This is a genomic window from Pseudomonas fluorescens, from assembly GCF_040448305.1.
Taxonomy (GTDB): domain Bacteria; phylum Pseudomonadota; class Gammaproteobacteria; order Pseudomonadales; family Pseudomonadaceae; genus Aquipseudomonas; species Aquipseudomonas fluorescens_BH.
The window spans coordinates 4,402,965-4,426,115 of record NZ_CP148752.1 but is presented as its reverse complement, the minus strand read 5'-3'; the positions used below and the strand labels follow the sequence as shown (position 1 = coordinate 4,426,115).

The following is a 23,151-nucleotide window of genomic DNA, read 5'->3' as shown; positions in this document are numbered from 1 at the left end:
GAGATATCAATGACAAAGGACAAGTTGCTGGCCATGCCGGCGGATGACTACATGAATGCCGAGCAACATGCTTTTTTCTCCGAGCTGTTGCAGAACATGAAAGTCGAAACCCATGAGCGCATCGAACAGAACCGCATCGCCATCGAAAGCCTGGACACCCCGGCCGATCCGGCAGACGCGGCTTCGGTCGAAGAAGAGCGCACCTGGCTGGTGAACGCGATCGATCGCGACCAGCGCATGCTGCCTCAGTTGGAACAAGCCCTTGAGCGCATCAAGGAAGACAGCTTCGGCTGGTGCGACGACAGCGGCGAGGCGATTGGCCTCAAGCGCCTGCTGATCAGCCCGACCACCAAGTACTGCATCGAAGCTCAGGAACGTCACGAGCAAATCGACAAGCACCAGCGTCAGGCCTGATTCTGCGAGTCAGTCCATCAAGATGGACTGCCTTTGAAAAGATCGCAGCCTGCGGCAGTTCCTACGCATTTGAAGTAGGGCGCTGCCGCAGGCTGCGATCTTTGTTTTCTGCCGTCTTCGATTTCCCGGTTCTTCTATTGATCTGCTGCAACGTTCGCGACTAAAGGCTCATGGATAATGGCTTTATGGTGGCGTTTAATGCGAAGACAACAATTAGAAGCTTTCCGGGGTGACGATGATGACGAGAGACGGGTCTCTGGTTGCGGCAGTGCCCGCACCCGTGCTGTTGCCGAAAAACCGCTGGCTGACGCCAACGCTGCAAAGCATCGCCCTGATGCTGTTGTTAAGTGGCATGACGCTGGGCGGATGGTCGCTCTACCTTGGCCTGCCCCTGGCCGTATTGATTATCTGGCTGCCTCGCCTGCGTTCGCGCGCGACCCTGGAGGCTGCTGCCCCCGCCAACCCCGATGCCATCGGCGAGTTGACTCGCGATCTTTCCTGCACCACCAGCCATAACGCACTGTCGGCCGCCGGTGTGGCGTTTTCGGTTCGGCAACTGGCGGACAAACTGCAATCGCAGCTCACGGCGGCAGCACAGATCGTCAGCAATGCCGAAGTCATGATCACCACCGAACAGGCCACCTCGACGCTCAGTCGCCAGGCGCTCTGTGCCGCCAGCGAGGCTCATCAAAGCGGAGTGGTCGGGCGTACGGAATTGATCGAGTCCATTGCGCGCATGCATCAGCTCAGCCAGCGCGCCAGCAACAGCCGTGAACTGATCGAAGCCTTGAGCCTGCGCAGCGATGATATCCAGCGAGTGACCCTGGTGATTCAGTCCATCGCCAGCCAGACCAACCTGCTGGCGTTGAACGCAGCGATAGAAGCGGCGCGGGCGGGGGAGCACGGTCGCGGCTTTGCAGTGGTGGCCGACGAAGTTCGCGGGCTCGCCGCACGCACGGCGACCGCCACGGGGGAAGTGGGCGAAATGGTGGCCGACATCCAGCAACGCACGGCGCAGGTAGTGGAGCAGATCCGGCAACTGTCCAGCGACCTTGACTCCGGCGTCGAGCAGGTAGAGCGCACGGGGCAGCACTTGGAAAACATTGCCCGACTGGCGGCCAGCGTCGAGTCCCAGGTCGGAGCAATCGCCCAAGGGGCAGACACCAACCGCGAACAACTCGACAGCCTGTTTCACGCCATCGAACAGATGCGCAGCGATCTGGCGGTCAGCGACCAGCAGACTCAGCGCCTGGCCCAGGCGGCGGTGCAAATGGAAGGGCAGGCCGAAACCATCAGCGAGCGTCTTGCCGAGGTGGGGCTGGATGACTATCACCAGCGGATCTATGACCTGGCCCGGGAAGCCGCGAGGCAGATTGCCACGCGTTTCGAAGCGGACATCGATGCCGGTCGAATCAGTCTCGACGATCTGTTCGACCGCAATTACCAGGCCATCCCCAATACCAGCCCGACCAAGTACCAGACGCGTTTCGACCGTTACACCGATCAGGTATTGCCAGCGATTCAAGAGCCGTTGTTGCCGCGTCACGAAGGATTGGTGTTCGCCATCGCCTGCACCCAGCAGGGTTATGTGCCAACCCATAACAAGGCGTTCAGCCAGCCGCTGACGGGGGACGCGCAGGTCGATGCCTTGCAGAACCGGACCAAGCGCAAGTTCGCTGACCGCACCGGGATCCGCTGCGGCAGCCATCAGAAGGCCGTGCTGCTGCAAACCTATACACGCGACACCGGCGAGTTGATGCACGATCTTTCGGTGCCGATCATGCTCAAGGGTCGGCATTGGGGCGGTTTGCGCCTGGGCTACAAACCGGAAAAGCCGCGCTAGAAGCCTCGGGCTGCCGGACGATTGTTACGAATCCTGCAATGAACCTGTGCAGGGTTTTGCTGTTTCCTCGTCGGAAAACTGATTAACATACCTACTAATTAGGTTGCTAATGAATTTCGAGAGGTCAGCATGCAAGGCAAAGTTGATGTCGCGGTCATGATCGGCAGCGGTGTACCCGCCAATTTGCGATCCATGGGGCGCAGGGTCTGCTGGGTGGTGTTGCTCAATGGCGAGCGCCGGGGTACGGCGTTCTCCAGTCGCGATGAAGCGGAGGAGTGCAAGGCTGCCTGGGTGGCGCAATTGAGCGCCGAAAGTCCTGGCAGCCTGCATTGAGGTTGTCAGTGGGTCTGGTGCATGCGCAGGTTCAGGTCGTCGACCACCCGCGCCCAGTCGGCGTCTTCGCGCAGTTGTTCCTTGAGGAAGCCGGCCTGTTGCGGTGACCAGAACTCGGCGTCGATGAGTTTCTTGTCGTCAGGCAGGGAATGGCCGGCAATGAAGTCGTCGATCGCTTTCTGGCTGGAGTCCAGGCCGAGCTGGTCGAACAGGCCTTTCAAGTCATGGGTCGGTGATTCCATCTTCATCTCCTTGCAGGTCATCAGTCGGTTCGAGAAGCGAAGCGCGGTGTCCTGATTTCGAGGGCACCGCACGGGCGGAGTTCGATCGCGATGTTCAAGTGCAACCATGAGCATAGACCGCCAACCCGACCATCAGGCTTTCAATGCACCAGCATCGACCGCGGCCTTCAGTTCCCGGGCCGATTCCTGGGCGGCAATGGCGGCCACATCCGGGGTTTTGAACCAGCGATCCTTTTCGACCTGGTGATACGTCACGGTCTTCAGCGGTGGTTTGGCCCGCATGACAATCACGGCCTGGAATTCACCCTCGACTTCTCTGGCTTCACCCCGGATAAAAAACTCGCCGATATCAAATTCCGTCACGTTGCCGACTTCCCCTGGAAAAACATTGTTGTTGTCAACGCAACCCGATTTTCTGCGGGTCCGTTTTATTTGGCGGGCAGTATGGCAGTAGTTGCCCGTCGACGGCTGAGATAAGTCGGCGGGCAGACGAAATGTCGATGGAAATGAGCACGACGGGCATGTCAACAATGTGATTCCAGAAACCGGGCGAGGGCACAGGCTTCGTTATGATCAGCTCGGAAACCTCTTACGCAGCCTGTCGAAATATCCTTGATATGAAAGAAGGCAATGCCCGCCATCACCACCTGAAATCGCGGGCGGGCCGGGACATCGGGAAGCGGTTCGTGTACGCGCAACCGTATCGGGTGCGGGATCGGCGCTGTTTCTGAGTCAGGCGCCAAGGGATAAGCAAAGTGAGTCAGCGTGCACATATGAAGTCCTTTTCATTGTTTACCGACGTATGTACGTCGTTTTGGCTAGTCTCCAAGAGCATCGCTGCTCTAGAATCACCCCCACTGGTGGGTGAATGATGTTTATCTAAAGCAATTTTTTGCGGACGATATGTAGGAAAAGATTTTTTCTTGATGAGATTTTTCCCCGAAGTTGATAGTCCATGATTTTCTGGCAGCAGGGAGGGCGTTTTCCTTCAACCTGTGACGAACGCCACGCAGGACGACGCGAGTGACGTTCCAGTAGTCTTCTCAAGCTTCGTGATGAATGAGTGCACTGCTCATTCAGGACTTCAATCCGGGTTCTTTGGCGACACCTTCGGCATTGCCGCTTTTTTGGCTGTGCGTTTATTTTTCGCGCACGGCGCCATTTTTCAGATGTGGGGATGTTTCCTTGGCAGTAAGTAATCTCGATATGCATGCTTTGTTCGTGCTGGGTGATTTGCGCGCAAAGCTGGTAAAGCAGTTTCAGTCACGTTTCGTTTACCTCACTGAACAGAACGCTGAAGGCATTTACATTGCCGAAATCGACACCGAATCAGCCCTGGTGGTGGACGACAAGCCCGGACTCAAGCTCAAGGTCGGCGATCATTTCAGCGCGTCCGTGCTGCCCAGCCGCGAAGGCGGCAAGCTGGACATCAAGTTCCGCGACATCAAGCTGACGGTTTACGGCATTGGCGATTACGCCTTCGTGACCACGGCTGACGGTCAGGGGATCGTGTTCAAGGAAGGTCATAGCGTGGTGATGGTGTTCGCCGCCCATCAACAGTTGCAGGAAGGCCTGACCAAAACCCTCAAAGCCGTGACCGCCAAGGCGGCCAAGTGGCGCAAGGGCGAACTGGTGACCTTCAAGGCCAGCGAGTGATGACCCTGACCCGCGCCGACTTCCACGAACAGAACCTGGCCAGCGCTCAAGACGAAGCGCAGCGGTTGTTCGGGCAGAAGACCATTCTGCAGGGAGCCTGGCTGAATTGGGTGGCGTCACAGCTTTACCAACTGCAACCGGCGGAATACGCCAGCATGGTCAGACGAGAGCTGATGCGTTTGCAGGAAACCTGCGAAAACTGACCCACGCACCTCGAAAGCAGGAACCTCTACTACAGTCAGTGGACTGAGTATTCAGAGGCTTCGCGGTCTACTGCCAGGCCATCCTGCTATTGCTGTGAACAGCACGAGGTGCAAAAGCATGAACGGATTTCGACGGTTGCTGGCTGCGGTCCTGGCCACTTTCGCTTTGCTGGCGACACCCGCCCCGGTGTTTGCCGCCCAGACGCCGATCCACTTCGCCGACCTGAACTGGGAAAGCGGCAGCCTGATCACCGACGTCTTGCGCATCATTGTCGAGAAGGGCTACGGGCTGCCGACCGACACCTTGCCGGGCACCACCATCACCCTGGAAACCGCGCTGGCCAACAATGACATCCAGGTCATTGGCGAAGAGTGGGCCGGTCGCAGCCCGGTGTGGGTCAAGGCGGAAGCCGAAGGCAAGGTCGTCAGCCTCGGCGACACGGTCAAGGGCGCTACCGAAGGCTGGTGGGTGCCGGAATATGTGATCAAGGGCGACCCGGCCAAGGGCATCAAGGCGCTGGCGCCGGACCTGCGCAGCGTCAGCGACCTGCCGCGTTACAAAGACGTGTTCAAGGACCCGGAAGCCCCGACCAAGGGACGTTTCCTCAACAGCCCCATCGGCTGGACCTCGGAAGTGGTCAACAAGCAGAAGCTCAAGGCGTATGGGCTGGACGACAGCTACGTGAACTTCCGCAGCGGATCGGGCGCGGCACTGGACGCAGAGATCAGTTCGTCAATTCATCGTGGCAAGCCGGTGCTGTTTTACTACTGGTCACCCACGCCGTTGCTCGGCCGCTTCAAGCTGATCCAACTCGAAGAGCCGCCGTTCGACGCCGAAGCCTGGAAGACCTTGACCGACGCCGACAACCCCAATCCACAGCCGACCCGTTCCCTGGCCTCCAAGTTGTCGATCGGTGTGTCCACTCCCTTCCAGAAGCAATATCCGCAGATTGCCGAGTTCTTCGCCAAGGTCGACTTTCCGATCGATCCGCTGAACAAAGCACTGGCCGAGATGAGCGAGAAGCATACGCCGCCACGTCAGGCGGCGGAGGCGTTCATGAAGGCTCATCCGGACGTCTGGCGGGCGTGGTTGCCCAAGGACGTGGCGGATAAAGTCTCCGCTGCCCTGTAGGCGCTGCCGCAGGTCGGGATCTTTTGATCTTTGTCATAAAAATGCAAAATCAAAACATCGCAGCCTGCGGTAGCTCCTACAATGTTCGGTTCATATCCCTTTCAAGGATCTCTGAACCATGACCCTGTTGTTGGCTCAATGGCTGGTGACGATCTTCGCAGTGATCAGTCTGGTGCATGTGTATTGGGCGTTGGGTGGTGAGTGGGCGGCAGTGGCGGCGGTCCCGCAAGTACCGCAGGAGGGCAGCGCACAACTGAGGCCAGCGTTCAAGCCACGAGGCTGGATCACGCTGGTGGTGGCCGGGGTGTTGCTGTTGATTGCGGTGCTGGTGTGCTTGCGGGTGGGTTGGTGCCTGCCACCCTTGCATCACTGGTCGTTGCAGTGGGTGATCAGCGCGATCGCGATTTTGCTGTTTGCCCGGGCCATTGGCGATTCGGAGTTGGTGGGTTTTTTCAAAGAGGTCAAAGGCTCTAAATTTGCCCGGCTCGACACCTGGGTTTACTCGCCGTTGTGTGTGGTGCTGGGGGCGGGGTTGTTGGCGGTGGCCTGGGTCTGATTAAGCGACGTTTCTGTAGTGACAATACTGGCCTCATCGCGAGCAAGCTGAACTGGTCAAGTAATCCCGGACACCGGTTACGGTGTTTATGCCGCTTTTTGCTCCATGGCTATTGGCGACAGGTAGTTGTTGTAGCTGTGGAGCCTGGTGCGGTTGTAGTACAGGAAGAAACGCACCATATCGGTTTTTGCTTCCTCGATCTTGCTGTAGCCACTACGAGGCACCCATTCTGATTTCAGCGTGCCGAAAAAGCGCTCCGTTGGAGCATTGTCCCAGCACTGCCCGCGATGACTCATGCTTTGCAAAATGCCATGACGCTTCAGTTCTTCTTGAAACTTGCGACTGGTGTACTGACAGCCCTGATCTGAATGGAACATCAGTCCAGGAGGACACGTTCGCACCTCTGTCGCCATGCGTAGCGCCTTGCTGACCAAGTTGGCGTCATTGACCAGCGAAAACGCCCAGCCAATGACGCGGCGAGCAAACAAATCGATCACGATGGCCAGATGAACCCAGCGCTCGCCCACCATCAAGCTGGTAACGTCGCCACACCAGACCTGATCAACTGCAGTCGGCTTAAAATTGCGCTTGAGTCGATTGGGCGCGACAAATGCTTCAACGCCTTTGGATCTGAATGGGTGAGGCTGGCGTTGTTTACTGACAATGTTGGCCTCCCTCATTAGCGCCCTGACAAGGCCTCTTCCGATCGCGATGTTTTGGGACTTCAGGTTCTTGCTGATCATTCTGGAACCCATGGCTTCCCGGCTTTCGCTGTGCAGTTCAACCACTTTCAGCTTGAGGTCTTCGCGTCTGATCCGCGGTTTGGCTCGCCGCTGAAGCCACTCATAAAAGCTGCTGCGCTTCACATCGAAAACACGACACACAATGGCAGTCGGGAATGACTCTCTTAGTTCCGCAATCATCGAAAACGATCGGGATCCGACATCAAGAGAGCGGTAGCCTTTTTTAAGATCTCGGCTTCCATTTCCATGTGTTTGATCTTGGCCTTTAGTTCCTGGATCTGGCGCTGATCTTCGGTAATCGCCTTGGTGCCTTTGACTGGCTGTCCCTCGCGTTCCTTGCGAACCTGATCGACCCAACGCCGTAAAGCGGTAGGGCCGATATCCAGCGATGCACACACTTCTGGAACCGGGCAGTTATCATCAAGCACCATGCTGGCAGCAAGCAGCTTGAACTCGCGGGTATAGACCTTTCTTTCGTTCATGGAACCTCCAAGTTGGCGAAATCATATCGCCCTTAAGAGGTGTCCGGAATTATTAGGCCAGTTCAAGCTCGCTCCCACAGGGTCAGTGTCGTATACAAGTTCCGAATTAAACACTTAACCCTGTGGGAGCGGGCTTGCCCGCGAAGAGGCCAGTCCAGTCAATACAAAACTTTGGTTTAACTACCGCTCTCACTCCGGCGGCTGCTCACTTCAGCCGGCACATCATCCCCGGCCATGCGTTTGCGAAACAGCGCCGCCCGGGCCAGCAGCAGGGTCGTCACCGGCACGGTAATCGCCAGCAGGATCGGAATCAGCCAGGCGTGCAATACCGGCGCGGACTTGAGCGCCGAAAAGTAGATGATCGACGCCAGCGCCACGCACCAGGTCCCGAGCGTCGAGGCCAGGGCCGGTGGGTGCATGCGCTGGAAGTAATCCTTCATGCGCAGCAGGCCGGTGGCGCCGATCAATGCAAACAGGCTGCCGAGCACCAGCAGGATCGCCACCGGGATTTCCACCCACAACGACAATGACGTGTTCATTCGATCACCTCGCCACGCAGCAGGAATTTCGCCAGGGCGAACGAACCGACGAAACCGAACAGGGCGATCAGCAGCGCCGCCTCGAAGTAGGTGTCACTGGCATAGCGAATGCCCAGCGCCAACATCATCAGCATCGCGACGATGTACAGATAGTCCAGCGCCAGAACCCGGTCCTGGGCCGACGGCCCCTTGAACAGGCGAATCAGGGTCAGGATCATCGCCAGGGAAAAGAAGAACAGGCTCAGCAGGATCGCGTTCGACAGCAACGGGCTCATTCGAAGATCTCCATCAACGGACGTTCGTAGGTCGCCTTGAAGTGCTGGATGAACAGCGCCTCGTCGTCCAGGTCGAAGACGTGCAACAGCAGGATGCTGCGATCCAGCGCCAGCTCCGACCAGACCGTACCGGGCACCACCGTGGTGATCATCGACAGCGCGGCCAGGCCGTTGGCGTCACGCAGGTCCAGCGGCACCTTGATGAATTGCGAGCGGGGCGGGCGGCGACCGGCATTGAGCACGCTCCAGGCCACGGCGAGGTTGGACACCAGCACATCGCGCCCGACCAGCAGGACCAGGCGCAGGATCACCCAAGGGCGACGGATGCGCACCGGCAGCGGACGCAGCCTGCGCATCATCAATGGCGCACAGAACCCCAGCGCAGCACCCAGCAGCAGATTGCCGGGGCTGATCGACAGGTTCAGCAACAGCCACAGCAGCCACAGGGCCAGCGATAGCAGCGGTGCCGGAAACAGGCGCTTCATGGTTGCACCTCCTGCGGGGCCGCTACGGCCGACGGGTTCGGTACGACGCGCGTGTCAAGCACCGCCATCACGTATTGCTGCGGGTTGTACAAGGCATCGGCGGCGGCCTGGGTATAGCGCAGCAGCGGCTCTGCCTTGAAGGTCAGCGCAATGCTCAAGCCCAGCAGGGCGAAGATCGGTACGCATTCAAGGCGTCGCAGCAGGGGCGATGGTCGTTCCGCTGGCGTCCAGAAACGCTGGATGCCCAGGCGCGAGAATGCGATCAGCGACGCCAGTCCGGACACAATCAACAACACCAACAGGCCCCATGCAGCATTGGAAATCGGTGCATCGCCGCTGTTGCCCAGGCCTAGCGGATTGAGCAACGCTCCAATCAACCCGAGCTTGCCGATAAACCCGGAGAGCGGCGGCATGCCGATGATCAGCAAGGCGCAGGCGATGAAACTCAGGCCAAGAAACGCCATGGTCCAGGGAATCACCTGGCCGACCACGGCTTTCTGGTCGTCGTCGAGGTTGGTGCCTTTGGGCGGATGCAGGGATTCCAGAGGACGGGGCAGCAATTCGGTTTCATCTTCGAGCAGGATTTCGTTGGCCGAGCGCGAGCGCTCGATCAGTTCGGCCAGCAGGAACAGTGCGCTCAGCGCCAGGGTCGAGCTGAACAAATAGAAAAGCGCCGCGCCGACCAGGTTCGGCTGGGCGAAACCGATGGTCGACAACAGAATGCCCGCCGACACCAGAATGCTCAGGCTGGCCATGCGCTCCAGGCGTTGCGCGGCGAGGATCGCCATGGCGGCGCAGACGATGGTCGCCATGCCGCCATAGATCAGCCAGTCGCCGCCAAAGAACGCCGATGCCCCGGCCTGGGCGGAGAACAGCAGCGTCCACAGGCGCAGCAAGGTGTAGACGCCGACCTTGGTCATGATCGCGAACATCGCCGCCACCGGCGCGCTGGCCGACGAATAGGCCGGCACCAGCCAGAAGTTCAGCGGCCACATGCCGGCCTTGGCCAGAAACGCGACGGCCAGGATCCCCGCGCCGGCGTGTAGCAAGCCGCGATCAGCTTCGGACACCAGCGGGATTTTAACCGCCAGGTCGGCCATGTTCAGTGTGCCGGTGACCCCATAGATCAGCGCCGCGCCAATCAGGAACAGCGACGAGGCCAACAGGTTGATCGAGATGTAATGCAGCCCCGACGACACCCGCGCCCGGCCCGAGCCGTGGAGCATCAACCCGTAGGACGCGGCCAGCAGCACCTCGAAGAACACGAACAGGTTGAACAGGTCAGCGGTGAGGAACGCGCCGTAAAGGCCCATCATCTGGATCTGGAACAGCGCGTGAAAACTCGAGCCGGCGCCGTCCCAGCGTGCCATGGCAAACAGCAGTGCACTGACGCCGATGATGCCGGTCAGCACCAGCATCAGCGCCGACAGCCGATCGACCACCAGCACCAGGCCGAACGGCACTTGCCAGTTGCCCGGCAGGTACACACCGATGGAGCCGGGTACGCCGGTGGCTTGTGTCCATTGCAACAATGCCACGGCAATGCCCAGCCCGAGCAGGCTGGAGAACAGATTGATCTTCGCCTTGAGCGGCCGGTGCTTCTCGCCGAGCATCAACATGATCGCGGCGGTCAGCAGCGGCAGCAGGATGGGCGCGACGATCAGGTGAGTCATCGCCATCATTCTTTGGGCTCCCGGCCATCCACATGGTCGGTGCCGGTCAGGCCCCGGGAAGCCAGCAGCACCACCAGGAACAGCGCGGTCATGGCGAAGCTGATGACGATCGCGGTCAGCACCAAGGCTTGTGGCAACGGGTCGGTGTAGTGCAACAGGTCCTGCGGCACGCCGTCCTTGATGATCGGCTCCTTGCCGATGAACAGGCTGCCCATGCTGAAGATGAACAGATTGACGCCGTAGGACAGCAGGCACAGGCCCATGACCACCTGGAACGTCCGAGGGCGCAGGATCAGCCAGACGCCGGACGCGGCCAGTACGCCGATGGCGATTGCGATGACTTCTTCCATCAGACGGCTCCTTTGGCGGCAACGGATCTGGGCTGGGCGGCGGTTTTGTGGCCGCGCACCGATTGGTGGGCGAGGGCGGTGAGGATCAACAGGGTCGAGCCGACCACCACGCCGTACACGCCGATGTCGAAGAACAGCGCGCTGGCCAGGTGAATGTCACCCAGCAGCGGCAATGAGAAATGCCAGGTGTGGGTGGTCAGGAACGGATAGCCGACGACCATCGCGCCCAGGCCCGTGGCCGTGGCAATCATCAGTCCGGTGCCCATCCAGCGCAGTGGCCGCAGGCTCATTTGCGCCTCGACCCACTGCGTGCCGGCGACCATGTATTGCAGGATGAACGCCACCGACATCACCAGCCCGGCGACAAAACCGCCGCCCGGTTGATTGTGCCCGCGCATGAACAGGTAGAACGACACCACCAGCGCCACCGGCAACAGCAGGCGCACCAGCACCGCCGGCACCATCATGAAACCGAGCGCGGTGTCGCTGGCGTGACGCGGGTTGACCAGGTCGGTGACCACATCCGGCGCGAGCAAGCGTTGCTGGGCTGGCAGTTGCAGGCTTTCTTTCGGCGGGCGGAAACGACGCAGCAGAGCGAACACGGTCAGGGCCACGGCCACCAGCACGGTGATTTCACCAAGGGTGTCGAAACCACGGAAGTCCACCAGCATCACGTTGACCACGTTGCTGCCACCACCTTCGGGCAAGGCGCGGCTGAGGTAGAACGAGGAAATGTCGTTGGGGGTTTGGCGCGTCAGCATGGCGTAGGCCAGCAACGCCATGCCGACACCGACCGCAGTCGACAGCAGCAAGTCGCGGATACGCCGCACCCGCGCCCGACGCAGGCTGCCCGGCAACGGCGAGACCTCCTCGATCCGTCGTGGCAGCCAGCGCAGGCCCAGCAGGATCAGCACCGTGGTCACCACTTCAACCGCCAGTTGCGTCAGGGCCAGGTCCGGCGCGGAAAACCAGACGAAGGTGACGCAGGTCATCAGGCCGCAGACGCTGACCATGGTCAGGGCTGCGAGGCGGTGATACTTGGCCTGATAGGCCGCGCCAAGGGCGCAGACGATGGCCAGCAACCACAAGGTGACGAAGACGATCGACCCCGGGATTTTCGGCCGGTCACCCCAGTGAAGGCTGCTGTGCAACATGGGGATCAACCCCGCCAGCACGGCGGCGAGCACCACCAGGAACAACTGCATTTGCAGGCGTTTGGTGCCAATCCGCGGTTCCAGGCGGCGGGCCAGGCGCATGATGGCGACCAGCGCGTATTCGAACAAGTGCTTGCCGTCCAGGCGCCCGATGACGGGCGGACGGTCGAAGCGCCCGCGCTTGAATTGATTGCGCAGCAGCAGATAAAGCACGGAACCGCAGGACAATGCGATCAGGCTCATGATCATAGGCGCGTTCAGGCCGTGCCAGATGGCCAGGCTGTATTCGGGCAGTGTGCCACCGACCACCGGTTGCGCCGCGGCAGCGAGCAGCGGGCCGACTATCTGGGCCGGGAAGATCCCCACCAGCAGGCAGGCGAACACCAGCAACTCGACCGGTGCGCGCATCCAGCGCGGTGGCTCGTGGGGCGTGTGGGGCAAGTCGGTCGCGGGCGGGCCGAAGAACACATCCACGGTGAAACGCAGGGAGTAAGCCACGCTGAAGGTACCGGCAATCGTTGCCACGATCGGCAGGCTCAGTTCGACCCAGCGCGTGGCATTGATGAACACGGTTTCGGCGAAGAACATCTCTTTGGAGAGAAAACCGTTGAGCAACGGCACGCCGGCCATCGAGGCGCTGGCGACCATGGCCAGGGTGGCGGTAAACGGCATCAGCTTGTACAGGCCACTGAGTTTGCGGATATCGCGGGTGCCGCTTTCGTGGTCGATGATGCCGGCGGCCATGAACAGCGAGGCCTTGAACGTGGCGTGGTTGAGGATGTGGAACACCGCGGCGACGGCGGCCAGCGGGCTGTTCAAGCCGAGCAGCAGGGTAATCAGGCCCAGGTGGCTGATGGTCGAGTAGGCCAGCAATCCCTTGAGGTCGTTCTGGAACATCGCGCAATACGCCCCGAGCAACAGGGTGCAGGCGCCGGCGCCACTGACGATGTAGAACCATTCTTCACTGCCCGACAGCGAGGGCCATAGCCGCGCGAGCAGGAAGACCCCGGCCTTGACCATGGTCGCCGAGTGCAGGTATGCCGACACAGGGGTCGGCGCGGCCATGGCGTGGGGCAGCCAGAAGTGAAAGGGAAATTGCGCACTTTTGCTCAGTGCGCCGATCAGGATCAGGGGCAACAGGATCGGGTAGAGGGCATGGGCGCGAATCAGGTCGCCGGCGGCCAGGACCTTGTCCAGGTCATAGCTGCCGACCACATGGCCGAGCAGCATGGCCCCTGCCAGCAGGCACAAACCGCCCGCACCGGTCACCATCAGCGCCATGTAGGCGCCGCGCCGGGCATCGGCGCGATGGTGCCAGTAGCCAATCAACAGGAACGAGAAGAGGCTGGTCAGCTCCCAGAAAAACACGATCTGGATCAGGTTGCCGGAGATCACCAGCCCGAGCATGGCGCCCATGAAGGCCAGGAAAAACGCGAAGAATCGCGGCACTGGATCGTTCGGCGACATGTAGTAGCGGGCGTACAGCGAAACCAGGGTGCCGATGCCCAGCACCAGCATGGAGAACAGCCAGGCGAAACCGTCCATGCGCAGGACGAAGTTCAGGCCCAGGCTGGGCAACCATGAAAACTCTTCGCGAATGACGCCGCCATCGGCGATCTGCGGGTACAGGAAGGCGACCTGAACGGTGCCGATCAGGGCGATCAGGCCAGCCAGCAGGGATTCGGCGTTACGTGCATTGTGCGGCAACACGGCCGCCAAACAGCTGCCTATGAAAGGCAGAAGCAGTAGAACTATCAGGGACATAGGCTTCTAATCTGCGGAAGTTTGTGAAGCATCATACGTGCCAGCTCCCGGATCACCAAACGCCAAGCTGTCGCAGAATCCTACACGGTAGACGGAAAAGCCCTGATTCACATTGTTTCTGGTAGAGGGTTTTCGCCTGTACTGACGCCATCGCGAGCAAGCTCGCTCCCACAGGTTTTGAGGTGTACATACAGTTTTGTGCGCAATACATAACACTGTGGGAGCGAGCTTGCTCGCGATGGCGGCCTATCTGGAAATGCAGAGTTTGCGGTTTATCACTGTGTTTCCTGCTCCAGCTCTTCCTCAACCACCGCACCCTTACCCTTGGTCTTCAACTCACTGACTATCACCGCCGCCACAATCAACCCGGCCCCGACCAAGGCAATCGCCGGCAAGCGTTCCCCGGCAATGCGCCCGACAATCCCGGCCCATACCGGTTCGCCGGCATAGATCAGCGTGGCGCGGGTCGGTGACACGCTTTTCTGCGCCCAGTTCATCGCCACCTGAATCGCCGCACTCGCCGCCCCCAGGCCCAGCGCGCTGCACAGCAGCAACCACGAGAAGTCCGGTATCGCCTCGTTGGTCGGCACCACCATCAGGAACGACAGCACCGAAGTGACTGCCAGTTGCACCGTCGTCACCCGGCGCACATCGACCTGGCCGGCATAGGTGCTGATCAGGATGATCTCGGCCGCAATGGCCACGGCGCTGATCAAGGTGGCGATTTCACCGGGGCTGAAGTTGAACGACGCACCGGACGGCCCGGACAACAGCATCAACCCGGTAAAGGCCAGCATGATGCCGATGCTGGGCATCAACCCCGGACGCCGCCCCAGCACCAGCCATTGCAACAGCGGCACAAACGGGACGTACAGCGCAGTAATGAATGCTGATTGGCTGCTGGGAATGCTCTGCAACCCGACCGTCTGCAAACCGTAGCCGAGCATGATGGCCACGCCGATAAACGCCCCGGCCTTGAGTTCGAACAAGGTCAGGTCGCGCAGGTGACGCCAGGAAAACAGGGCGACGATGCTCGCGGCGGCGGCAAAGCGCAGGCCGACGAAAAACATCGGGCCACTGACGGTCATCGCATGCTGTACCAGCAGGAAGGTACCGCCCCAGACCATCGTGATCAGTACCAGCACGCATTCGGCCTTGCTGAACCTTGTAAAACGGGAGGAAGCCATTGGGGAGTTCACCGACGTCATGACCTTGCACGCTACTGGAGGGGGACGCACAATGCGCCGAATGTTGCGCAGTATACTGCCCAACCCCACTCAGTGAGCAATATAGTGCACAAAGATTCTACTCAACGGGCTTCGGTCCTCCAGCACGTCAGTCAAAACGTCCGCCGTTTGCGTCATGCCGCTGACCTGAGCCAGACCGCGCTAGCCGAAAAGTCCGGAGTCAGCCGCCGAATGCTGGTGGCGATCGAGGCGGGGGAAAAGAACGTCAGCCTGACCACCCTCGACCGCGTGGCCGAAGCCCTCGACGTCGCCTTCAGTGATTTGATCCAGGCGCCCGACGCCCGCGATCCCAGCCGTATCAATGAGCTGGCCTGGACTGGCACGATCCCCGGCAGTAAAGCGGTGTTGCTCTCCAAAGCCCAGGCCAGCCGCGAAGTCGAACAGTGGGAATGGTGCCTGCAACCGGGCGAGGTGTATCCGTCGGAGCCGGACGCCGATGGCTGGAGCGAGCAGATTTATGTCTTCGAAGGTTGCCTGACCGTTATGCTCGGCGACCAGCCGCAGCATATCGGCGCGGGTGAATTTTTCATGTTCGCCAGCAACCAGCCGCACTGTTATCGCAACGATGGGGCGGTGGCGGCGAAGTTTGTGCGTAATGTGGTGATCTGAACAGGGAGAGTACGATGGGCCAGACCTTGACCAATGACGCCGACATCCTGATTGTCGGCGGCGGCCTCAGTGGCGCGCTGCTGGCGGCGCAATTGATGCGTTTGCCGGGCCGGCGCCGGGTGCTGGTTATCGAGCCCCGGGCCGAGTTGGGGCGGGGCGAAGCCTACAGCGCGGTGGAACTGGGCCATACGCTCAACGGCAATGCGGCGCGGATGAGTGTCGACCCGGACAACGCCGACGACCTGACCCAATGGTTGACCGGGTACATCGAGGCTGGCGGCTGGCCGGAATCGGATCAGCAGCACGTGCCGATCAGCGAGCTGTTTCCGCCTCGCGGGATTTTCGGCCTGTACGCCCGGCAGCGCCTGGCCGAAGCGCAGGCGGTGGGCGCTTTGAACGGTTCGACGGTCGAGCATGTGCAGGCCGAAGTGGTCGATTTGCAAACCGATGCCGACGCCGTGCGGTTGACCTTGAGCGATGGCCGATGCTTGCAGGGCGCTTTTGCGGTGCTGGCCACCGGGATGTTTCCCGCCGCGCGCACGCCACAAACCCGGACCAGCGGCTTGAATGCGGCGGCCCTCGACCCATGGGACGTGGCGGCCATGCAGCGGCTCGATCCGCAATCGACGGTCATGATCATCGGCTCGGGCCTGACCATGGTCGACGCCGTGGTGTCCCTGGAACAGGCCGGGCATCGCGGGCCGATTGAAGTGTTTTCCCGGCATGGCCTGCTGCCCCATGTGCGGCGCCAGCCACCGGCCTGGGTGGATTTTCTCGCCGAGGATCAGAGCATCCGCACACCCCGCCAGTTGATGCGCGAACTGCGTCGGCACTGCCGGGACGCCATCGCTCAGGGCGTCGACTGGCAGGCGCCGCTGGACACGGTGCGGGCGCACATTGGTCGCTTGTGGCATCAGGCGACGGATATGCAGCGTCGGCAGTTTGTGCGGCATGTGCGGCCGTGGTGGGAAAGCCATCACCACCGCTCGCCACCCTTGAGTGCCGAACTGGTGGAGCGCTTATATAAAGAAGGGCGGTTACGTATTCACGCGGCCTCTTACCAGGGCCTTGAGCCTTCGCTGAATGGCGAGGTGAGTATTCGCCTTCGACGGCGCGGCGAGGCGCACAGCTGTGTGGTCAGCGGTGCCGCCCTGATCAACTCCAGCGGTATCGAATACGACTGGCGCCGGGTTGCGCGGCCGTTGCCCCGGCAATTGCTCGCCCGAGGCCTGGTCCGGCCGGGGCCGTTGGCCTTGGGCATCGCGGCAGAGGTCGATGGTGCGGTCCTGAACGCCGAGGGTCAGCCCGCCCGTCGTCTGTTTGCCATGGGGCCGCCTTTGCGCGGTATGTGGTGGGAAAGTACCGCCGTCACCGACGTGGCTAGCCAGGCCAAGGCGTTGGCCGGGCGGCTGACGGGACTCGTCGATCAGGTTGTGGGTCTGAGTACATATCCGTTTCCTTAGTTACGGCGGCTGGTGGTTTCGCCCTTACGGCGAGTCACTTTTTTTACAAGCGCCTAAAAAAAGTAAGCAAAAAAACGCTCGCCCCGAACGTCCGGCCCCTCGCCAAGGCTCGGGGTTCCTTCGCTCCGGCATTCATCCGGGGGCATCGCCTCCGGTCGGCTTCGCTCGACCTCCTCTCGATGTGTTCGGCTGCGCCGAACGGCGCTGCGCGCCCACCCCCGGATGAACACCGGAACGAGGCCTGCCGAGGGGGCGGGTGGATCAAGATCAAGAGCTGCAGGCGAGCTAACGCTCGGCCTGTTGAGTGGTTAGAAGCGTGGGTGTACGCCGATCTGCTTTTGCTCTTCTGTGGGAGCAGTGTCGAGCGCAAAATCCGTGTACAACCACGCCCCCTGTGGGAGCGAGCTTGCTCGCGATGACGGCCTGTCAACCGACTCAATTCTCACAGACGAACAAACCCGGCAAAAAACCGCGGCCCCCCACCCGAGGCCGCGGTTTTCCATAGGGCTCAAGCCGGCCCCATCAACCAAGGTGGCTAATGGGGCGCGGGCTCAGTTGGCGATCACCGGCACCGTCCGCACGGAGCCTTGGGACGAGGTGATCGTGGCGGTCGGGTTCGCCGACGGTACGACCGTGGTGGTGTTGTTCACTGTCAACCGCCAGCGACCGTTCCCCGGTACGGTGGTGGTGCCCAGGGTGACCAATCCGGTCGGAGTGGTGACCTTGATGGTGATGGTGTTGCCGGTGGTCACCGATGAGGTGCCGGCAAAGTTCCAGGTGAAGCGGTTATTGGAACGGGCGCTCACCGTTGCGGTGGTCACTGCGAAGGTTTCCGCAGCAGGTCGTGGCGAGACCTGCACCGTGACCGTGGCCGGCGACGTCGACTGGGCGCCGAAGCTGTCCCGGGCGATGTAGGTGAAGGTCGTGGTGAAGGCCGTGGTGATGGTGGCCGGTGGGGTATAGGTGAGCACCGTGCCGTTACTGCTGACGGTGCCGCGATCTGCCGGTGGTTGAGTGAAGCTGGCGACCGCGAGTGGAACATTGCCTTCCGGGTCGCTGTCGTTGGCCAGCACGTTGATTGGAATCGCCACACCCAGTGTCGTGACGGCATCGGCGACTGCCACCGGAGGCCGGTTAGGCGCCACGGTAATGGTCACGGTTGCCGCTGTCGTCGAGGCCAGGCCTTTGACGTCTTGGGCCTTGTAGGTGAACGTCGTGGTCAGCGGCGCGTTGACGACAGCGGGAGGGGTGTAGACCACCGTCGTGGTGCCGCTCAATGCCACGGAGCCCTGCTCGGTGGCCGGTTGGGTCAGCGCGGTAATGCTCAGCGGCGTATTGCCGTCCGGGTCCCTGTCATTGGCCAGCAGGTTGAGGGTGATCGGCACGCCGAAGCTGGTGCCGCCGGTATCGGCGACGGAGATCGGTGCCTGGTTCGCCCCGGTGTCCGGTGCTGTGCCGACGACTACGACCGGCTCGGTGTCATTGCCGCCGGCGGCGGATTTGACTGTAACGGTTGCAGGGGGTTGGGTCAGGTCAGCCACCGTCAGGCGTTGCAGGGTGCCGGTTTTCGACAGCCGTCCGTAACCCTGGGCGACCATGTCCGGTACGACCACCTCGTCTGTGGACGTGGCCTCGATCAGCAGGCTGTGGTTGCTCCAGCTGTAACGAGCGGTCTGGATTTTCACCACGTCCGAGAGCTTGCTCGATACCGCGGTCGGGCGGGTGGTCCCGGCCGGGTTGGTGGCGGTGACCACCACGACTGGAGGCACCGTCCCGTTGGCCAGCAGATGCTGGCCGAAGAACACGCCGTTGTTGTCGCTCAGCATGTTGGTCTGGCAAGGCGACACAGGTGGGCCGGGGACCAGGGCAATGCTTTCGCGAAAGCACAGGGTCGAACCGCTAGCGGCTTTGGCAAACACTTCGATCCGGGTGTTGTTGCCGCCCGTGCCGGCTATGCGGCGGTAGGTGGCACGGCTCATGTCCACCGCGGTTTGCGCGCGGTTGTCGAGCACCTTGCCGGACAGGGTGAAGAGGTTGGTCTGGATAGTCCCGGCCGGGCCCTGGATGCGCACGAAGTTGGTGTTGTTGGGGCTGCCGGTCACGGCTTCGGTGAGGTTCGGGTCGCCGACGAAGGTTTCGACGGCACCGGTGTCCGGGTTCACTTCGGTGTAGGGGCCGTTGACGCTGCGCAGGAACGGACCGATCGCCCCATTGACTGCACCGCTGAAAACCCCCGGCGCACCGACGCCGACGTCCCGGGTGATGTTGATTGCACGACGGCCGGGGGTGGTGACGTTGACCGTTTCCACGCCATAGGGGTGGGTAATGGTGTAGGTCCCGGCTGTGGGAATGTTCACCCGCAGACGAATCCGCGCGAAGCTGATCTGGTCGCCGTCGAGCGGGTTGCCGCCAGCAAATGCAGCTTCGATCCCGGCGACATAAGCGTCCATGCCATAGCCGGCGGTGTTGTTGGGGATGCTGGTCTCGGCAAGGAACCAGAAGGCTTCGTCTGGCCAGTTATCCGGGAACACCATCGGCTGGGTGTCGTCGAAAACGCCAGGTGTCGGCAGCAGGGTGCACATGTAGGCCGGTGGCACACTGGCAGCGACCCGCGAGCTGGCGGCGCGTGACTGGCACAGCTCCATCGACAACAGATTGTTGTCCTGATACCAGATCGGGAATTTCCCGGTGGCAAAGGTGTAGGGGCCGGGATCGACGGCGGCGAGTTGCGCGAAGGCACTGCCGGACAGCGATAGAATCAGTCCCAGGGTGTTGAGCGCCAGGCGTGGCCATTTATTCATGATGCCTCCTGATGAGGATCCGGGCATGTGAGCGTTCATTGCACGATGACCACTTCTTCGGTATCGCTGCCGCCATTGGACGACGACACACGAACCTGGGCGGGCGGAATCGGCGAAATGCCGGTGGCCAGGCTTTTCACCGCGCCGTCACCACTCAAGGCGCCGATGGCGATACCGGTGCCGGAGGTGGCAGTGAGCACCGGTGGCGATGTTTCATCGCTGGTCGAGGCCACGATGGTGATTTGCCCGGTGCTCAAGCTGTACTCGGCGCGTGAGATCGTCACCAGGTCGGTCAGCGGCATGGGCAAGGTGGTCGGCGTGCTGCTGGCGATGGCCAAGTGGTTGTCGGCGGTCACCTGCAAGGTGCTCGGCAGCGTCGGATTGTTCGGCGACTGCGCATACCAGTGGCCAGTGGTGTTCGCTTCGGTGAAGTTCAGCACCGGGTTGTTGCTGTCCAGGGTCACGCTGGCCGGTGGTGGCGGGGCCAGCACGAACACGTCCTGCTGGGCCACCAGGGCGCTGGTGCCGGCCTGTCGCGAGTAGGTGCTGCGCTCGGCGATCACCGGGGTCGGCCGGACCACCGTCGACAACTTGCCGGATACGGCGAAGAGGTTGGTGCGCAAGTCCAGGCCATTGGGGCCTTCGATGCGTACGTAGTTGGTGTTGAACGGGCTGCCAGTGACGGCTTCGGTGAGGTTCGGATCGCCAACGAATTGTTCGGCCTGGCCAGTGCTCGGGTTGGTCTCGGTGTAGGGGCCATTGACGCTGCGCAGGAACGGCCCGACGTCGCCCTTGAGCGCGCCGTCGTAGGTTTTTGGCGCACCGATGCCGATGTCCCGGGTCATGTTGATCGCCCGCCGGCCGGGAGTGTCGACGTTGAACACTTCGACGCCGTAGGGGTGGGTGATGACATAAGTGCCGGCGGTGGGCACGTCGATGCGAATACGGATACGGGCGAAGCTGATCTGGTCGCCCTCCAGCGGATCGCCGCCACTGAAGGCTGCCTCAAGCGCCGAGACATAGGTCAGGTCGATGCCTCGGGCGGCATCGACGATGGTGGTTTCGCCTGTGGACCAGAACGCTTCGTCGGGGAAATTGGTCGGGAAGACCAACGGTTGAGTGTCGTCGAAAATTCCGGGGTTCGGGATCAACGAGCACATGTAAGTCGGGGCGCCCGGCGTGCTGGCAACCCTGGAACTGACAGCCTTGGATAAACACAGGTCAAGGGTTCGGCCGTGGGTATCTTGATACCAGGCGGCGAAATTGCCATTGGCTGGCAGGTAGGGGCCGGGGTCTGCGGCAAACAGCGCTGCCTGGGCAATGCCTTGGGCTAGAGCGGTCACAATCAGGGCGGACGCGGTTTTGCACAGTAAAGGGTGCATGAGTATTCCCTCTATCGAAGTACCAGTCCCTTGGGCATGGGGCAGTTGGCAGGGTGTTCGGCAACTTCCATACCAATCAGCGAAAACGCCCGTGGGAAGCCCGGAGTAAGGGCGATGGCGCAGTCGCGGGTGACAGACCGGGAGGCTGGGGCGCGGGCGGCTTTCCCCAGCTTTGGGGGTGGATAGGGTGCGCGGGGCGGGAGGGGATCGTAGTACACCGGGCAAACAGCCATGCGTGGGCTATAAACCTATAGGGGGTTTCCGGGAACCGTGTCCATGAACACCATCGCCAAAGTACTTGCGACCGAAAGCGAAGTTCGCTTGAACACGCGCAAGGAGCCGTTCAATCTGCTGCGCTGGTTTTCGCTGATCAGCATGGTGGTGATCGGCACGGTGGCGGTGGCGCTGGGGGCGGTGTCCTCGCGGTTCGTAATTACCGAAAGCGTGCAGCGCGATGCGCTATTGACCTCACAATTCATTCAGGCGATTGCCTCGGCCGAAGTGCGCCATGTGTCGATTCCCAATGTCAGGACCATGGGCGAGTTGCTCGACCCACGAAAAGACAAGGACTTTCCTGACGTCGACCCGCTGTCCCGTGCCAGTGCCCGTGGTGAATTCCTCGACCATATCGAAAATTTGCCGGACGTGATCCTGGTCAACATCTATGCCCCCGACCGTATGGTGATCTGGTCGACCAACCCGGCCTTGATGGGCATCACGATCCATGGCGATGAAGACCTCGACCGGGCATTCAATTCGAAAATTTCCGTGTCGACCAGTTACCACGATGTGGACAAATCCCGCATGGAGCAGAAGTTCCTGGAACCACCCAAATACACCTTCATCGAAAACTACATTCCCCTGTTCGACGCCGATGGCAGCACCGTCACGGCGATGGTCGAGATTTACAAGGAGCCACAGGACCTGATCAACCGCATGGAGCGCGGCCTGGTGCTGATCTGGCTGGCGACCGCCCTGGGCGGCGGTCTGATTTATCTGGGTCTGTACTGGATCGTGCGGCGGGCGGCGATCCTGCTGGAGACGCAGCAGAAGCAATTGATCACCAACGAAACCTTTGTGGCTCTGGGGGAGGTGTCCTCAGCGGTCGCCCACAGTCTGCGCAATCCGTTGGCGAATATCCGTTCAAGCGCCGAGCTGGCGATAGAGTTCGACAGCGGTCCGGCACACGGGAACATCAACGACATCATTACTCAGGTCGATCGCATGTCGACGTGGGTACGGGAATTGCTCCAGTCCCTGCGACCGCTCAATGACGAGGCGGAACCTGTGAACCTGGTGGCGGCCCTGCATGACAGCCTGATGGCTTACGAGCATCAGATCAGCAAGGCCAGGGTCAACGTGGTGTTCGAGCCGGACCAGACGCCCATGGTCCTGAGCCAGCACGTGCAACTGACCCAGATCCTCAACAGTCTGCTGTCCAATGCGGTGGAAGCCATGGACGGCGGCGGTACGCTGACCATCCAGATCGAGCCGCAGGATGCCCGGCGCGTCAGCGTGAGGGTGAGCGATACCGGCAAAGGCATGAGCGAAGAACAGCGCACCATGGCCTTCCGGCCGTTCTTCACCACCAAGCAGGGCGGGCTGGGGGTCGGGCTGGTGCTGGTCAAGCGGATCATGGAGCGTTTTGGCGGTGCGGCGACCCTGGATAGCCGTGAAGGCGAGGGCACCACTGTTCGCCTGTCGTTTAATCTGGTCCCCTGAAAACGGGGATGAACTACCCCCAATATCGGGGGTTCAATCCCCGGTCCTTTCCACGGTCATCGCCCATTGATTGTGATAAATCA

The 23,151-nt window shown here is 61.2% G+C and carries 24 protein-coding genes; 10 read left to right on the top strand and 14 right to left on the bottom strand.

What is annotated here, in order from left to right:
- Window positions 1-9 precede the first annotated feature (9 nt).
- The 3 genes from WHX55_RS20075 to WHX55_RS20065 all read left to right on the top strand — a co-directional run bounded on the left by WHX55_RS20075 (window position 10) and on the right by WHX55_RS20065 (window position 2,590).
- Complete coding sequence (locus WHX55_RS20075; protein ID WP_007907888.1) at window positions 10-414, top strand: TraR/DksA family transcriptional regulator; 405 nt, start codon at window positions 10-12, stop codon at window positions 412-414.
- 238 nt (window positions 415-652) lie between these two features.
- Window positions 653-2,257, top strand: coding sequence for a methyl-accepting chemotaxis protein (locus tag WHX55_RS20070; protein ID WP_353743071.1), 1,605 nt, complete (start codon window positions 653-655; stop codon window positions 2,255-2,257).
- Between the two features lie 129 nt (window positions 2,258-2,386).
- Entirely contained in the window at window positions 2,387-2,590 is a 204-nt protein-coding gene (locus WHX55_RS20065) for a hypothetical protein (protein ID WP_150726044.1), read from the top strand.
- A gap of 5 nt (window positions 2,591-2,595) precedes the next feature.
- On the opposite strand, the gene WHX55_RS20060 is transcribed toward WHX55_RS20065, so the two are convergent.
- The 3 genes from WHX55_RS20060 to WHX55_RS20050 form a co-directional block, all read right to left on the bottom strand.
- Complete coding sequence (locus WHX55_RS20060; protein WP_007973758.1) at window positions 2,596-2,832, bottom strand: DUF2789 domain-containing protein; 237 nt, start codon at window positions 2,830-2,832, stop codon at window positions 2,596-2,598.
- A 132-nt stretch (window positions 2,833-2,964) separates the two neighbouring features.
- On the bottom strand, window positions 2,965-3,195 hold the full coding sequence (locus WHX55_RS20055; protein ID WP_007973761.1) for a hypothetical protein: 231 nt from the start codon (window positions 3,193-3,195) through the stop codon (window positions 2,965-2,967).
- 161 nt (window positions 3,196-3,356) lie between these two features.
- Window positions 3,357-3,605, bottom strand: a complete 249-nt coding sequence (locus WHX55_RS20050; protein WP_150726045.1) for a hypothetical protein — start codon at window positions 3,603-3,605, stop codon at window positions 3,357-3,359.
- A 412-nt stretch (window positions 3,606-4,017) separates the two neighbouring features.
- On the opposite strand from WHX55_RS20050, the gene WHX55_RS20045 reads away from it, so the two are divergent.
- The 4 genes from WHX55_RS20045 to WHX55_RS20030 all read left to right on the top strand — a co-directional run bounded on the left by WHX55_RS20045 (window position 4,018) and on the right by WHX55_RS20030 (window position 6,379).
- On the top strand, window positions 4,018-4,488 hold the full coding sequence (locus WHX55_RS20045; RefSeq protein ID WP_150726046.1) for a hypothetical protein: 471 nt from the start codon (window positions 4,018-4,020) through the stop codon (window positions 4,486-4,488).
- Window positions 4,488-4,691: a hypothetical protein gene (locus WHX55_RS20040; RefSeq protein WP_353741143.1), complete on the top strand. Its 204-nt coding sequence runs from the start codon at window positions 4,488-4,490 to the stop codon at window positions 4,689-4,691. The genes WHX55_RS20045 and WHX55_RS20040 overlap by 1 nt, the downstream gene beginning before the upstream one ends.
- 118 nt (window positions 4,692-4,809) lie before the next feature.
- Window positions 4,810-5,823, top strand: a complete 1,014-nt coding sequence (locus WHX55_RS20035) for an ABC transporter substrate-binding protein (protein WP_150756606.1) — start codon at window positions 4,810-4,812, stop codon at window positions 5,821-5,823.
- Window positions 5,824-5,941: 118 nt separating this feature from the next.
- Complete coding sequence (locus WHX55_RS20030; protein ID WP_150756605.1) at window positions 5,942-6,379, top strand: DUF3995 domain-containing protein; 438 nt, start codon at window positions 5,942-5,944, stop codon at window positions 6,377-6,379.
- Window positions 6,380-6,465: 86 nt separating this feature from the next.
- Here WHX55_RS20030 and WHX55_RS20025 read toward each other — a convergent pair whose 3' ends face one another.
- The 9 genes from WHX55_RS20025 to WHX55_RS19985 form a co-directional block, all read right to left on the bottom strand.
- Complete coding sequence (locus WHX55_RS20025) at window positions 6,466-7,302, bottom strand: IS3 family transposase (protein ID WP_224794543.1); 837 nt, start codon at window positions 7,300-7,302, stop codon at window positions 6,466-6,468.
- Window positions 7,299-7,604, bottom strand: a complete 306-nt coding sequence (locus tag WHX55_RS20020) for a transposase (RefSeq protein WP_353741142.1) — start codon at window positions 7,602-7,604, stop codon at window positions 7,299-7,301. Before WHX55_RS20020 ends, WHX55_RS20025 begins: the two co-directional genes overlap by 4 nt.
- A 176-nt stretch (window positions 7,605-7,780) precedes the next feature.
- The gene (locus WHX55_RS20015) at window positions 7,781-8,143 is read right to left on the bottom strand and encodes a Na+/H+ antiporter subunit G (protein ID WP_353741141.1); all 363 of its coding nucleotides are present in this window, start codon (window positions 8,141-8,143) and stop codon (window positions 7,781-7,783) included.
- A complete protein-coding gene (locus WHX55_RS20010) occupies window positions 8,140-8,418 on the bottom strand; it encodes a K+/H+ antiporter subunit F (protein WP_007986253.1) in 279 nt (92 codons plus the stop codon). The genes WHX55_RS20015 and WHX55_RS20010 overlap by 4 nt, the downstream gene beginning before the upstream one ends.
- The gene (locus WHX55_RS20005; protein ID WP_095945850.1) at window positions 8,415-8,903 is read right to left on the bottom strand and encodes a Na+/H+ antiporter subunit E; all 489 of its coding nucleotides are present in this window, start codon (window positions 8,901-8,903) and stop codon (window positions 8,415-8,417) included. Before WHX55_RS20005 ends, WHX55_RS20010 begins: the two co-directional genes overlap by 4 nt.
- The gene (locus WHX55_RS20000; protein ID WP_150759418.1) at window positions 8,900-10,585 is read right to left on the bottom strand and encodes a monovalent cation/H+ antiporter subunit D; all 1,686 of its coding nucleotides are present in this window, start codon (window positions 10,583-10,585) and stop codon (window positions 8,900-8,902) included. The genes WHX55_RS20005 and WHX55_RS20000 overlap by 4 nt, the downstream gene beginning before the upstream one ends.
- On the bottom strand, window positions 10,582-10,926 hold the full coding sequence (locus WHX55_RS19995; RefSeq protein ID WP_007986256.1) for a Na+/H+ antiporter subunit C: 345 nt from the start codon (window positions 10,924-10,926) through the stop codon (window positions 10,582-10,584). The genes WHX55_RS20000 and WHX55_RS19995 overlap by 4 nt, the downstream gene beginning before the upstream one ends.
- Entirely contained in the window at window positions 10,926-13,844 is a 2,919-nt protein-coding gene (locus WHX55_RS19990; protein WP_353741140.1) for a monovalent cation/H+ antiporter subunit A, read from the bottom strand. The genes WHX55_RS19995 and WHX55_RS19990 overlap by 1 nt, the downstream gene beginning before the upstream one ends.
- A gap of 275 nt (window positions 13,845-14,119) precedes the next feature.
- Window positions 14,120-15,052: a DMT family transporter gene (locus WHX55_RS19985; RefSeq protein ID WP_257605573.1), complete on the bottom strand. Its 933-nt coding sequence runs from the start codon at window positions 15,050-15,052 to the stop codon at window positions 14,120-14,122.
- Between the two features lie 84 nt (window positions 15,053-15,136).
- On the opposite strand from WHX55_RS19985, the gene WHX55_RS19980 reads away from it, so the two are divergent.
- Entirely contained in the window at window positions 15,137-15,700 is a 564-nt protein-coding gene (locus tag WHX55_RS19980; protein WP_353741139.1) for an XRE family transcriptional regulator, read from the top strand.
- A gap of 14 nt (window positions 15,701-15,714) precedes the next feature.
- Window positions 15,715-17,163 carry an FAD/NAD(P)-binding protein gene (locus WHX55_RS19975; protein ID WP_353741138.1) on the top strand — a complete coding sequence of 483 codons (1,449 nt, stop codon included), beginning with the start codon at window positions 15,715-15,717 and terminating at the stop codon, window positions 17,161-17,163.
- A gap of 551 nt (window positions 17,164-17,714) precedes the next feature.
- Here WHX55_RS19975 and WHX55_RS19970 read toward each other — a convergent pair.
- Complete coding sequence (locus tag WHX55_RS19970; protein WP_353741137.1) at window positions 17,715-19,964, bottom strand: Ig-like domain-containing protein; 2,250 nt, start codon at window positions 19,962-19,964, stop codon at window positions 17,715-17,717.
- Window positions 19,965-19,999: 35 nt separating this feature from the next.
- Complete coding sequence (locus WHX55_RS19965; RefSeq protein WP_353741136.1) at window positions 20,000-21,346, bottom strand: hypothetical protein; 1,347 nt, start codon at window positions 21,344-21,346, stop codon at window positions 20,000-20,002.
- 276 nt (window positions 21,347-21,622) lie between these two features.
- Here WHX55_RS19965 and WHX55_RS19960 point away from each other — a divergent pair, with 276 nt between their 5' ends.
- Window positions 21,623-23,068, top strand: a complete 1,446-nt coding sequence (locus WHX55_RS19960; RefSeq protein ID WP_150752986.1) for a HAMP domain-containing sensor histidine kinase — start codon at window positions 21,623-21,625, stop codon at window positions 23,066-23,068.
- The last annotated feature ends 83 nt before the right edge of the window (window positions 23,069-23,151 follow it).